Source organism: Lentihominibacter hominis (assembly GCF_014385065.1).
GTDB classification, from domain to species: domain Bacteria; phylum Bacillota; class Clostridia; order Peptostreptococcales; family Anaerovoracaceae; genus Lentihominibacter; species Lentihominibacter hominis.
The window spans coordinates 127153-141460 of the sequence record NZ_JACRTA010000003.1 but is presented as its reverse complement, the minus strand read 5'-3'; the positions used below and the strand labels follow the sequence as shown (position 1 = coordinate 141460).

The window sequence follows — 14308 nt, the reverse complement described above, 5'->3', positions numbered from 1 at the left end:
AATGTAATTGCAAGGCTATAAGTAAGACTAAGGGAAATACTCACTAAAGCATTTCTCTTAGTCTGTTCTAACAAAAACCATTCTTTCACCTCTTGAAAACTCTTCAGAAAATCTGAACCCGAATCCATCGTAGTCCTTAATCCCTTCAATATCAGTAATATTTCCTTCTGCAAGAAATCTCACCATATCTCCCCTCGCCATCTTAGCAAAGGTGGCTTTCTGCCTGACTTTGCCACCTGAAAGCTGTCCAAAATCAACAGTTACAAACCTGCAATCCGCGCCGATATATTTCTCAACAGCCCGAGAATATTCCTTAGACGCTAAATTTAGAATAGTAAAACATTTATCTTTACCGCAGAATTCTTCACGGCACTCTCTTTTGATAAATTCATAAATCTTTCTGCCCCAGAACTCATAAAGATCCCTGTATTCACCGACTCCAAGCTTTGCCTGCATTTCAAGGCGATACGGTGTAACACCATCAAAAGGCCTTAGAACACCGTAAAATCCGGACAAAATCCTCAGATGTTTTTCGATATATTCAAGGGCAGCATCAGAAAAAACTCCGGGTCCCATATTTTTGTACTGAAGTCCCTCATATGAAAAAACAGCTGGGGTCAGATTCTCTTCAAGATTCATTTGTGAAAACCGCTTAAAATTCAACATTGCCAACTTATCATTACATTTCCACAAAGCCTTTGATTCGTCAAATGAAAGCTTCCTAATTTCATCCATCAGAATTTTCGTTTCATCTAAAAAATATGGCAAAGATCTTATATCGTGAATATCCCTCTCAACATTCATGGTCTTAGCCGGTGAAATAATAATTTTCATTTATAGTTCCTCCAGCATTTGTGCAGGATTATCTGCCGCCTTTACTTTACCGAAAGCTTTAACAATAACGCCTTCTTCATCAATCAAATATGTGGTTCTCACTACTCCCATTGATATCCTGCCTGCTGTTTTCTTTTCCTGCCAGACATCATATGCTTTGATTGCCATAAACTCCGGATCTGAAATCAGCGTAAACGGCAAGTTATACTTTTCCGCAAAACGCTTATGTGAATCAACACTGTCCTTGCTCACGCCTATTACAACTGCATCCTTCTCAAGAAAATGTGGATAAAGCTCTGCAAAACCGCACGCCTGCTTGCTGCACCCTGCTGTATTGTCTTTAGGGTAAAAATACAGAACGATCTTCTTTCCTCTGTAATCTTCCAGCCTGTGTATCTGCCCGTTTTGATCCTTAAGTTCAAAATCCGGCGCTTTCACTCCTATCTTTAACATGATTCCATCCTCACTTATATCTATATTCCAAATTCTTCCGCATAAACGACGCTTCCATTAGGAAGCTCCGCATCATCCCTAAGTCTTATCGCCATGAAATTTTCTGGCGGAAAGCCTTCAGGAATCTCTATTCCAAAGCTTGCAGCCGGAACATATCCAAAACGCGGATAATATAATTCACTTCCCAATACCAGCGAATATTCATAGCCAAGTTTTTTTGCGATTTCGTGACCTTCATTTATCAGCGCAGCTCCAATACCCTGCTTCTGATATGCCGGCTTTACTGCTACAGGCGCAAGTACAAGAACCTCTTTTCTGCCCACCACTGCTTTTGTAAACAGAATATAGCCGGCCAATTTGCCATCAATTTCCGCCACCAATGACAGCTTAGGTATAAACGCCCCACCTTTTCTAAGTGCCTCAACCAGATCCTGCTCATTACCGTCTGCATGTTCCGCTGCTATAAAAGCTTCTTTAACAAGCTCATACACTTCCCTGTAATCCCGGGCTTCTGCCTGCCTTATTAACATTTTCTCCACCTCTGCCTTTATTCATTCAATATTCTTTGACTCCGCACAGTTTACAATACTTTAAATGTACCTATTTCAAAGGTGTCCAACAAATTCTTTTCAAATGAATTCACAACTCTTATTTTGCTTCTTTCTCCGCATAGGCAAGCTCCGCAGAATTATTAATCCTTAATTTATTTCCCAAAACCATTTTAATACCTCTTTTTACTCTATTACATCTACAAATCTTTCAAAATATTCTCTGAGAGCATCATCACAGATATAGATATATGTACCTTTTATTCCCCTCGTCATAAGAGTAAGGTAAATATTAAGAAGATATTCTTTCAACGCTTCCGGATCGTTAGCCACTCCTGATTTGCCTTGTTGGTCAAAATAACAGTTTTTATCAGCATATATTTCATGCATATCAACATCATACTTAATATCTTCACCTATTATAAGCCCTACATAATTAAGGTCATAACCTTGCAAAGTATGTATGCATCCTATCTCATTTATTGAATTTTCACTTGCAATCCAGTTTTTGTATGTAGAATTCCATCGATACTGATATCCCTGTATCTCAATATCATATTTTGCTTTATTATTTTTAGATACCCATTTCCATGCATACCCGGCTGCATTACGACAAAGTCCTAATTCAGCATCTTTCTCTTTGATATCATTAATCATTTTGTCAACATCTTTATAAAGTTTAAAATCGTAATTACTAATTACTTTCTTTATAGATGCTCTGCCTGATAATATATTCTTTATATATTCAATATAATCATTACCGCCTTCGCATCTCCACTGAGTATCAAGACTCAATTCAACAATCACGTTATTATATTTAGTATCCAAAATATTTTTAAAATCTTCTGCATCAACATCACATGGTCTGACAGTCTGCAATTCATCACGGAAAATAATCTGATTATGGCTGCACGCCATTAGCCAGTCCAACTCATTACCTTCTTCTTTTTTAAAACCAAGTGCTTGTGTACAACTATCGAATTTCGGATACGAACTCAAATGACCTTTATAGCGACACTTTAATCTATGGGCTTCATCTATTATAAGCAAGTCGAATTTTTCCCCGCTTTTTAGATACTCATCAACAACCTCTGTTGTACTATATACCATGTTTTTATCAAGCGACCTTACACTGTTAAAGACATCAGTTATTGAAGCTTTAAGCGTTGCCTGCGGAAAAACTATTCCTATTTTATTTATACCATTAATAGCCTCTGCGGCAACCTGTATATCACTATATTCATCAAGATAATCATCAGGTGTCATCTGCATCTCAAGTCGACTGTTTATATCAGCAAACAATTTCATAAGATATATTGCAAGAATCGTTTTTCCTGTTCCGGCGCCCCCTCTTACAAGTGCTGTAACACCTTGATCATCATGGATATACTCTGCAAATACGGCAAGAATCTGCCGTTCTACTTCAAATTGCTCTTCTCCCAAACTTTTATATGGAGAGTATTTATAGAGGTTTGAATTTTCTATCTCATTTATCGTATGCTCAACCAATCCAATTGACTTAAGTCTATCCCATATATTTGCAAATACATTTTTATAAACAGACCTATCGTAATAATCATGATCCTGTAATCCGCTATTTCCATTTTGCAACCTGAGTTTACCATCAGCACTAATATGCTTTATAAGAAAAGACTCTAGATCAAGAACAACCGATTTATTAAAATCATCTCCACTAATCAGCATCACTTCCTCAAGGCTACGTCTTTGTGGGTTCATCCAATGCTGTCTCATTCTTATGGCTGCATGATGTGTTTCTCCAACATAAGCTTCTTCTTCATTGCTTAAAATATATACTACAGGCCAGTTTTCGCCTACATATTTGTCAAAACGCTTTATTTCTTTAAGCCGCACCATAATTTCTGGATCAAATTTCAGACGATCAAATACTGCCATATTACAATCTCCTATTACAATTTTGTATATTTTGTACTGATGCCTTTAGCCTTATCTACAGGATACTTTAGTTTTGTCTCTTCAAGTTTACTTAGTACAATTTCTTCAATATCCACATTCATTCTATCTGCAAGCATAATACAGTACGAGAGAACATCTGCCAATTCTTCACACACTTCTTCACAATCGTAACTGCTGTCCCATTGGAAACATTCGAGAAGCTCTCCAGCCTCAATACTAATCGATTTTGCAAGGTTTTCTTCAGTATGAAACTGATCCCAGTCTCTCTCCTTGTTAAATATGCGTATTTCCTCTATGAGCTTTTGCATTTTTACCTCCGCCAATTCATTTTAAGCTAAATATAATATCTAATACATTTCATAGTACTATAAACCATAGCAATTACATTATTTATAAAAAATCCTAATAAATGATGACTTTGTTAAACATAGAATCTTAAAAACCATATATCTAAAATCACAGTTTTCTTTTTGCTGATTCACTCTTTTTTAAGTAAAACCAACTAAATATTTTTTCAAGATATTTATACAATTCAATAAAATCCAAACAGCAGACCTTCTAATCAAATTGCTTATCAACTGCAGTACAGGCTTTTATCCAAGTATCTACTTTACTAACCTAAGAACGCCATAATCTTTCAAATTTTCGCATTTTGCTTTTAAATATATACAATAATACATAACAAATTATACTACAAGCATTATAACAGATCTACGATTTTTAAAGATTTATACAAAATTGAATTAATTGAATTTTATATTCTATTGATAACAAATAAAAAAGTCCGTATCAATTGAATGGAAACACTTTTCCCGTTTCGTTATCGCTTCATACTTCCATTTCTTAAAACCTAACTCTTTGATAAAGCACATAGTATTGGTTTACAATGCTTTTAATGCAAGAAAATGACGCCATTATCTTCCATTTTCTTCTGTATCCTTACTGCGCTGACTTTCAGATACATAAGACAATTGTTAAAACTCTTTTTTATAAACCATACGATAAGATATCAGAGTATAACTTCTACTTAAATTTTATAGAGATTATTAAGCACATAAGTCATAAAATTTCAAGATAAAACTGTTATTCTTCAAACACACCCCTCAAACATGGTTCGGCCTTGAATCCCATAAATTCACCGCAAAACAAACAATGCGCCCTATTGGACGCATTGTTTATTGGCGGAGAGTCAGGGATTCGAACCCTGGGTCCGGTTAAGGACACAGCATTTCGAGTGCTGCACGATCGACCACTCTGACAACTCTCCATGTAAACCATAATAAATAAAACTACTTTCTACCTATTTACCGATGTGGTTTAGTATACATTAAAACGGAATTTCATGCAAGTAGTGTTTTACAAATCAGAAGATTATCTCTCAGTAGCAAATGCTCTGCAAGATTTACTACTGATGTCCTATACGTACTTTCTTTTAATGAGCTGATACAGCTTTAACGAAAAAAATACATTTTATACTATTAAGTTTTACTTCTTTCCGGAACAATAAATTTAAAAGCGTTATGAACTATTGAAAATTTTGCTTTTTTCTGTGTTGTTATTTCTCCGTCAATGCAAAGACGCAGACTTTCTCTGTTGGCAGCAATAATGAGCTGTTCTTCTTTCGTATACTTTATCACGTCTTTCTTTCGTACAGCTGCTTTCTCCATATGAGTACCTTTAGCGTAACTTGGAAAAAGGGCGACAAACATTCGCCTTGTTATGCTTTTTACAACGCTTACATCCATAAGACCATCATTTGTTTTACTGTATGGAACACCTTTTACTCCACCCCCACAATAACAGCCGTTAGCGATTGCAAGAAGAAGAATCTTTCCTCTCACATACGATCCATCAGAATAATAGATACTCAGATCGGCTCCTCTTTTTCTTATGAGTATCACAGCTACAGATATCAGATAAGCCAGTGAGCCGCTTATAAGAGGAATGCGTTTTACTTTTGAAGTCATATCCACAACGTTACAGTCAAATCCTACATTAAACATATTCACACAGTACCCTTCTGTCATAACGTTCCCATACTCTGCTTCATACCTGATAAGATCACTGAAAACGGAATCTGATGTAAGCTGTTTTTCCATATTGAGAAAATCGGCTGCACTTCCATAATTTCTTATATAATCATTGCCTGTCCCAAGAGGAATCGCCCCAATCTCCACATTACCATATCCAAAAGCTCCATTAACAACTTCATTTATGGTTCCATCTCCCCCACAGGCATATATTCTCAATTTTTCATCAGTACCTGAGTATTTTCTGCATAAATTCCTGACATATATCTCTCCGTCTTTTGTTCCTCGTGTATAGTGTATTTCATATTTTATTCCGAGACGTACAGCTGCGATCTCAAGTGATTCAATCATATGTCGCTGCTTTTTCTTTTTACCTGAATTAGGATTGACTATAAAAAAATATCTCACCTTTTCCTCCCATCATTCTTTCCTTTTAAAAATACCATACTTAGGGTACAATAGGCTATAGTAAATTAAAATATTGATATATACAAGACAGGGAGGAATTCATGGATCCGCGAATCAAAAAGCTTGCTGACCTGTTGGTCGGTTACTCATGCAACGTACAAAAAGGGGAAAAAGTCCTCATCTCTTACGAAGGAGAATGCTGTAAACCACTTGTCAGACAACTGATAAAAAATGTATATGCAAAAGGCGGACTGCCTTATACTGAGATCAAAGATACTCAGATCACCAGAGAAATACTTCTTGGCTGCAGTGAAAATCAGATTGAGTTTATGAATGAATATCAGATGGCTCAGATGAAAGGTATGCAGGCATATATAGCAGTACGGGCCGGAGATAATACTTCAGAACTCTCTGATGTCCCGGCTGAAAAGCTTAATCTTTACAGTAAAATTACAAGACCCGTTCTGGATCAGAGAGTAAACAAAACCAAGTGGGTCATACTCAGATATCCTAATGCTTCTATGGCGCAGCTGTCAAACAGCAGTCTTGAAGCTTTCGAGGATTTTTATTTTGATGTCTGCACTCTCGACTACAAAAAAATGAGCAAGTCCATGGACTCTCTCGTGGATCTGATGAATAAAACAGATAAAGTCACTATCAAGGGACCCGGTACAGATCTTTCATTTTCCATAAAAGATATTCCCGCCATAAAATGTGGAGGCGAATGCAATATTCCTGATGGAGAGGTTTACACAGCTCCTGTAAAAGACTCAATAAACGGAATCATTTCCTACAATACCCCGTCAGAAGAACAAGGTTTCACCTTCGAAAACATTATATTTGAAATAAAAAACGGAAAAATCATCAAGGCTTCTTCCAACAATAATGATAGGATAAATAAGTTGCTGGATACTGATGAAGGCGCAAGATTCTTCGGTGAATTTGCTTTAGGAGTCAACCCCTATATCCTTCACCCAATGAAGGATACGCTTTTTGATGAGAAAATTGCAGGCAGTTTTCATCTTACACCGGGAGCAGCCTATGAAGATGCTTTTAACGGTAATAAATCAGCTGTCCACTGGGATCTTGTCACTATACAAAGACCTGAATACGGAGGAGGCGAAATATATTTCGATAACAAACTCATAAGAAAAGACGGCATATTTACTCTTCCTGAGCTGGAATGCCTCAATCCCGAAAATCTTAAATAAAAACAGGAGATCCGAATCACAGGATCTCCTACTTTTTATCTTATTTCATTAACGTATTATACATTTAAAACAATACATTCTATTTCTTCATAAACTTTCTGCTCAGCAATATTCCTATTATACACAATACTGCTATTACTGCCACTATCACAAGTATTGTTATTGGGAAGCTGTCCCCTGTTTCAGCAGACTTGTCCTTATCCTGAGTCGCATTCTGCGCTTTAGTCTCATCAGTATCCTCAATTCCGTTTCCCTCTTTATCTTCTTTTGTGGTTTCTCCGCTGTTTACATCATCTTGGCTGTTTTCGTTAGCATCACCAATTGTCTGATCGCTTTCTGAATCAGATTCATCGGTAACTGTTCCTTCTGTGTTATCTCCGCCGGAATTTTCTTTGTCAGGATCTTCGACTGCCAAAACAAACGGTGACAGGCTGTCAACTTGTATTGCAACAACTCCGTCTTTGACAGTAGATTCATATGTCTCTTTATATACATCCTCTGAAACTTCATTTTCCTGATCTCCTTCAGACGAAGCTTTTTCTGTATAATGGAGAACTGTAGCATTCCAGCCCTCATATTTGTCTTCTACTTTAAATGTAAGAGTTATAGAATCTTCAAAAGTTCCTTCAAGAGATATTTCATATACTCCTAATACTACCTTATCTGCAACAGTTTTTATTATATCTTCATACGAAATGATGCTTCCCGAATCTCCCATTGATTCAGCAGTTATCTCGGTGACATTTAATTTAGCTCCCTCACTGAAATTGCCTGAAAGAGTTATACCTGAATCATTATCTTTAAGTTCATCTTTTTCAGTTTCAGTTGCATCCGGTACCTCAGGAATATTCGGCTCATCAGGGGTCTGTGGTTTATCTGAAGGCTTCTGTTCTTCTCCCGTTTTCTTCTTAATAGTTACAATCACAGAAGCAGACTTACTTGAATCTTCCTTGGAAACAGCCTTAATCGTAACTGACTCAGCACTTTCATCTGAGGATATAGTAAGTTTGCCATTATCATCTATAACAGTATTCTCGCTTTTATTTCCTGAAACGCTCCATTCGACCTCTGTGGAAAAATCACCTTTTCCGGCAACAGATACGCCAAAAGTTTTTTGCTCACCCTGTTCCAAAGTGATTTCTGCAGGATTTACCTTTACAGATGTTATCTCTGCTTTCTCTTTTACAGTGATTGTCTGCACTGCGGTTTTAGTTACATTTCCGGTTTTATAACTGATAGTGATATCAGTATCAGTTATCTTAAGTGCCTGATCTGTATACGTAACCTTACTTGTCACATCTTCAGTCGAGCCGTCGCTGAATATTGCTGTTACTTTCATGCCTGAAGCATTGAATTTATCGCCCTCTGTATATACTGTTTTTTCAGGAGGCGTTGTTATTTTAATGGAACTTAATGTTACCGGCTCGGAATCAGGTTCCTGAGATGTATCAGTGCCACTGTTCACAGGAATTACATAATCCGAATGTATATAGGCATACATGCTGTCAAAACTATAATTTCCCGAACTGCTGTTTACTCCTGTTCTGCTACTGTTCAAAACCGCATCGCTCTGTATCTTATAGAAGGAATTTTTAGTTTCACTGTTTAAGCAAACTACTGAATAACTTGCCGAAGAACCCGTTGAATAAAGCACACTGGAGCCGGAAGCTGTAGACGCTTCTTTTCTCACATTCACATCATTATAATTGTTTTTATCTGATGTAGCTATCGTATCTTTTATTCCAATAGTATATTTGTCATAATCCTTGCTTCCACCGGATTTATCAAGGCTGTAAGCAATATTAGCTGCTTTTTCTCCCCAAAACGGATCTGATGCATATTTCACATTCAGACCGCTGGCTTTATTCCCGAGAAAACCACCGAAATATCTCCAATCTTTAGGATTCAGATATCCCCTTGACATCCAGCCATTGGCAAAATCTTTTATGCAGACATCTACACTGGCATATGTATATGAACTTGTCCCCGGTGAACTGTCAACAGCATTTAGACCAAAAAGATTATTCTTGTTCTTAGCTATAGAACTGCTTCCCCATGCACTTTCATTAGCAGCTATACCTGTCATTAAGAGCGCATTGACTCCATATGTATTCTGATTGTTCACAAAGCTGTTTCCGGTATTATACATCTTAGAACTGCTTGAAGATCTGCTGTTTATCATAGAACTTAGAGTACTGCTGCTGTATGAAGTAACGGTTCTCATAGGCAGATATTGATAATAATTATAATACGGACTTTTTGGATTCACAGAATTGCTTCTCGTGTTATTCTGATAATCTGACAGCATGGTAGCATAATCGGTATAAAAATAATGTCCATCGTAACTGTAGTATTTAACTCCTGCCTTTAAATATGAAGGAGCTTTGCCATTGTCAAGTTTGGTGTTATAGCCCGGCGTAGTCATATCACATACTATACCGTGAAGGAGTCTTCCGTTTGAAACTTCATACCCGCTGATAACTTTTGCACTATCAACAGAAATGATCTGAACTTCACTGGAATTGACAAGACCTACTACGCCTGACATCATGAACTTTACCTTGCCGCCGCTTGTCCCAAGATAAGCCGCATCAGCACCATAATCTCCATTAGTATACCCTGCTTTTCCCGTTGCTGCTTCCGTATATGATGTTGTATCGTTACTTTTAGTATTAAAATTCACCACATATGAAGAAGACCTTGCAGACCTGCTTCTTGTCTGTCTTGTCGGGTCAACCACTTCAGATTCCGGAAATTTACCGTCAAAATCTTCAGATTCCGTGATGTTGCCGTTCTCATCCATTATAGTTATTTCTCTGTATTGATTCTCATCACTGAGAGATTCAGATGACTTTTCACTGCCGGCTTCCGCAGCGCTGCTTTCTAAAATAAAAGCACCATTTACCATTAAGCACAGCGAAAGAGCCAATGCCAGTATCTTTCGTTTTTTCACTTTTCCTTATCCTCCTTTTATCACATTATATTAAAATTTACATTAAAATCTCACATACAACTCATTTTTTAGTCAAAATACATGCTGTCTGGCGAGTTTAAATAGTTTTCTGTAAATGTTTTATGTAAATTACATTTCTTCTTTTCTATTTAATTTTAACAGAAACTTATCTAAAAAATCTTCAAATGGATTCATATCTAATTTCAAACGATTCAGTTGATATAAGCTTCGTAAAAACATATAATTTCATTCACCTCCTTTAATTAATTTACATAATCCTAAACTTGTCAATCAGCTTTTTTAGTACTTTTATCTGCTTTTCTTAAGCAAACTATGCTATAATAATACCTTAAAAACGTTGAAATGTCAATGTTTTAAGCCTTTAGTAAATTTCTATTACAACTTACTGAGTTTTTATAAAAACTAATTTTTAAATATTATTTTTTACAACTTATTATCTTAATTTACTTTTCTTCATTTATCTTGCCGTAAAAAAAGAACGTCTGATTTTAATTTCAGATGCTCTTTTTTACTTATCCTATAAGTCATTATCATCAAAGCCATTCCAGTCTGCCCAGTTTTCAGTTTCTTCCGAAGCTTTCTTTTTTACAGCTTTTTTCTGTTCTGATTTTTCCTTTCTGACAATATTTTCTGAAACTTCACCGTCAATATGCCGGTTTTCTCTGTGATAATCTATGTTATCATGACATTCATCATCTTGATTCTCTTTTTTGCCACTGATGTCATCCTTTGATTTTTTCTTTTTAGATAAAATTATTGCTATTATTATTATCAACACAATTGGTACCGCAATAATGATTACCATAAATAAGGTCTTTCCGGAAATACCCTCATCGGGTTTTTCGTCTACACCTTTGAGCTCTGTTTCCGCTACAGGCTGATCCGGAGAAGATGTTTGAGTTATAATTTGCTGGGAAGCAGCACTTCCGGATATTGATATTGTTTTAGAAGCAGAAGGAGTTTCGCTCATATAAACCTCATTGAGATCATACATCTCTCTTGTCGCCACCTGTAACACTGTATCTCCTTCATCTAAAGCCTGAAACTCTATATTAAAAGTAACACTGCCGTCAGTACTGGCTTCCTTAAGCTGTATATAGCCGGAATTTCCCGTACTGCTTCCTCCTGATATATACGTAAGTTTCTCTGTATCATATGACAGGCTTCCGTCAACACGCCCTATATCGCCTCCTCCAAAGGTAACAGCAACAGTAAAAGTATCTCCTCCTTTTATATTATCTCCTCCGCTTATTGTTACAGAGGATGCTGCGAATACCTTAGGCGAGATGATGGGTATCAGCAAAGCTAATACCATCACCGTTATTATCATTTTTCTTAAAATACATTCTGCTAAATTTTCTTTCTCTTTACAATGCGTCATCATAAACCCCTCGAATCATTATCGCTGTTTACGGCAGCTGGCAAGCAGATACAGGCATACTATTGTAAACAGGAATCTCAAATACTACAGGATAATTGTCGTTGCTGCTGTAAGCTCTTTTCACAATGCTACCTTCACCTGCCGCGCCTGCAACATTAGTCATATATTGATGAGTACCTACTTTATTTACACCATTTTTAACATTGAACTTCTTAGTATAGTATGAATCCTGTTTGTTGGAAACATACTCTCCTGAATAAAATTTTGCTCCGCCTTCAATAGATTTATACGGAGTATTCCAAGGTCTGGAATAACTTGTCGCTCCTACTCCCGAGCCCTTCGCATACCATAACCCTCTCTGTATCGCATTCATAGAGCTTGTCGTATATGCTCCAATATTGAAAAAGTTATAATATCCTTGATACCCCGGATATGTACCTGATACAAGGCTGCTTCCGTTCCATCCCTGTTCCTGTATTATCATTGCTGCAAGAACATTAGGATTTACTCCTGTATTTTTTCCCGCAGCATTTATCAGCGCGGAATATGAACTATACCCGCCTCCCGGATTCCTACTCTGCATGAAAGATCCGTTTATTACTGCTGCCACTGTATTAGCGCTTTGCGATCCACTGTCATACTTATGAGTCATAAACTGATATATTCCGCTTTCACTCAAGAAATTCCTGGGGTCCATATAATATGCCACAACTTTATCGCTTGCCGCATACCAGCCTCCGTCAAATGTAGACCATGTCTTCGTAGCTGAGTTATATGATCCGGGGGCTGTAGATCTGTATGATACAGGTGAAGAAGAGCTGACAAGATTAGTAGATACATTGGCAGTTTCCTTTGAAATGGCCTGTGACCATGTATATCCTACATTATACGACTTGAATATCCATTGAGGGTGAGATGCATGAAGAACCCTAAGCCCCGGCTTATAACTTTCAGGAAATCCCTGAGATGTCATATATGATTCAAATTCACTGTCTGAAGTTACCGTTTTCACTGTTACATAATCAGAACATATATATCCGTCCTTAGCGGCACTGTATTGATACTTGTACCATACTTTCCCGTCGCTTGCCTTGGCGGATCCGGTAATAGTCACTGCTGTTCCCTTAGGCAGTGTCGTAAGTCTGCTGTAGTTGGTTCCCGGACCACTCCTTACATTAAGACCACTCGGCGCTGTTGTCGTTCCCATCTGGAAGGTAACAGGCTTACTGGACGTTCCTCCTGTATTGTCACCCGTATTTCCGCTGTCTTCTTTATCTGTAACTTTCACATAATCAGCTGAAACATATCCAAATCTTCCGTTATATGTAAGTTTATACCAAAGTTTTCCTGAAGTATCTTTTGCACTGCCGACAATCTCAAAAGTTTTTCCCTTGGCCAGAGTACCGATACTTCCGTAACTGGTTCCCGGTCCGCTTCTTACTGTAAGAGGATCCGACTTGGTATTTACTGTTCCTTTAGAATTCTGAGGCTTCTCTGTAGCTCCTGAATCAGTTTTTACAGTAACATATTTTGATGATACATAACCTGTCTTTCCGCTATATGTAAGTCTATACCACCACGTTCCTGAACTGTCTTGAGCCTTGCCTGTCACCGCAAAAGTTTTGCCCTTTGCCAATGTTCCAAGACTGCTGTAGCTTGCACCCGGACCACTTCTTACCGTAAGAGGATCAGTTTTTGTATTTACTGTACCTGTAGTTCCTTTTATCTCCGTAACACTTGTAGAAGTGGAGCTGGTCTTGACATATGCAGAAGAAACATACCCGGTTTTTCCGTTAAAATCAAAAGTATACCACCATACTCCTGAAAAATCTTGAACCTTTCCTTTTATGGTAAAAGTCTTTCCTTTGGCAATACTTCCCAGACTTTTATAACTGGAACCGGGTCCGCTTCTTACCGTAAGAGGATCAGTTTTTGTATTTACCGTTCCTTGTGTATTCGAAACCGATATTACAGAATTTTGTTTTATGTTAACATATTTCGATGATACATAACCCGTCTTTGAGCCATAGTTTAATTTATACCATGTGACCCCTGACGAATCTTTGGCAGAGCCTTTAACGACAAAAGTTTTACCTTGACTTAAAGAGCCTATTCTTGAATAATTTGTTCCCGGACCGCTCCTCACATACAGTAAGTCAGCGGTAACTTTAGCAGTTTCTCCTGAGGCGTACACCCTCCCATAATCTGCAGAAGGCAATCCTGCGAAAATCATTACAGCCATCATCAGCGCAACTGTTATTAAAATCAGTCTGTTAATTCTTGTAAATCGTCTTGTTGACATAACTCCCTCCTTGTATACCATGTTTTTTGTATCTATTTTCATAGTTTTTTAGCGTGATTTACAATGGAATTATACAGCAAAAACGTTGAAAAGTCAATATATACAGCCCTTTTGATATTACCTCCGCATCTTCCAATTTAAGTCAAAATTCAAACAAATATATAAATTATTTTTCTATTATATATATCTCTCTTATTACATTACTGATATAAGCCAACAACAGTCAATATAA

At 37.2% G+C, this 14308-nt stretch carries 10 protein-coding genes and 1 tRNA gene; 1 reads left to right on the top strand and 10 read right to left on the bottom strand.

What is annotated here, in order from left to right; translation table 11 throughout:
* Positions 1-57: 57 nt before the first annotated feature.
* The 7 genes from yaaA to H8692_RS10955 all read right to left on the bottom strand — a co-directional run bounded on the left by yaaA (position 58) and on the right by H8692_RS10955 (position 6208).
* Positions 58-834 (bottom strand): peroxide stress protein YaaA, encoded by a 777-nt coding sequence (yaaA, locus tag H8692_RS08685; protein ID WP_187525490.1) that lies wholly within the window; start codon positions 832-834, stop codon positions 58-60.
* Positions 835-1287, bottom strand: coding sequence for a peroxiredoxin (locus H8692_RS08680; protein WP_177268629.1), 453 nt, complete (start codon positions 1285-1287; stop codon positions 835-837). It lies immediately after the preceding gene.
* A gap of 20 nt (positions 1288-1307) precedes the next feature.
* Positions 1308-1817 carry a GNAT family N-acetyltransferase gene (locus H8692_RS08675; RefSeq protein WP_187525489.1) on the bottom strand — a complete coding sequence of 170 codons (510 nt, stop codon included), beginning with the start codon at positions 1815-1817 and terminating at the stop codon, positions 1308-1310.
* A 204-nt stretch (positions 1818-2021) separates the two neighbouring features.
* Entirely contained in the window at positions 2022-3749 is a 1728-nt protein-coding gene (locus H8692_RS08670; RefSeq protein ID WP_187525488.1) for a DUF2075 domain-containing protein, read from the bottom strand.
* Positions 3750-3763: 14 nt separating this feature from the next.
* A complete protein-coding gene (locus tag H8692_RS08665) occupies positions 3764-4078 on the bottom strand; it encodes a nucleotide pyrophosphohydrolase (protein ID WP_187525487.1) in 315 nt (104 codons plus the stop codon).
* A gap of 871 nt (positions 4079-4949) precedes the next feature.
* A tRNA-Ser gene (locus H8692_RS08660) sits at positions 4950-5037 on the bottom strand.
* Between the two features lie 211 nt (positions 5038-5248).
* On the bottom strand, positions 5249-6208 hold the full coding sequence (locus H8692_RS10955) for a diacylglycerol kinase family protein (RefSeq protein WP_187525486.1): 960 nt from the start codon (positions 6206-6208) through the stop codon (positions 5249-5251).
* A 101-nt stretch (positions 6209-6309) separates the two neighbouring features.
* Between H8692_RS10955 and H8692_RS08650 the strand changes: the two genes are divergently transcribed.
* Positions 6310-7419: an aminopeptidase gene (locus H8692_RS08650; RefSeq protein ID WP_177268635.1), complete on the top strand. Its 1110-nt coding sequence runs from the start codon at positions 6310-6312 to the stop codon at positions 7417-7419.
* Positions 7420-7498: 79 nt separating this feature from the next.
* On the opposite strand, the gene H8692_RS08645 is transcribed toward H8692_RS08650, so the two are convergent.
* From H8692_RS08645 to H8692_RS08635, 3 genes are all read right to left on the bottom strand, one after another.
* A complete protein-coding gene (locus H8692_RS08645) occupies positions 7499-10372 on the bottom strand; it encodes a glucosaminidase domain-containing protein (protein ID WP_187525485.1) in 2874 nt (957 codons plus the stop codon).
* 538 nt (positions 10373-10910) lie between these two features.
* Positions 10911-11777, bottom strand: coding sequence for a hypothetical protein (locus tag H8692_RS08640; protein ID WP_187525484.1), 867 nt, complete (start codon positions 11775-11777; stop codon positions 10911-10913).
* A 25-nt stretch (positions 11778-11802) separates the two neighbouring features.
* Positions 11803-14076, bottom strand: a complete 2274-nt coding sequence (locus H8692_RS08635) for an SH3 domain-containing protein (protein ID WP_177268641.1) — start codon at positions 14074-14076, stop codon at positions 11803-11805.
* Positions 14077-14308 lie beyond the last annotated feature (232 nt).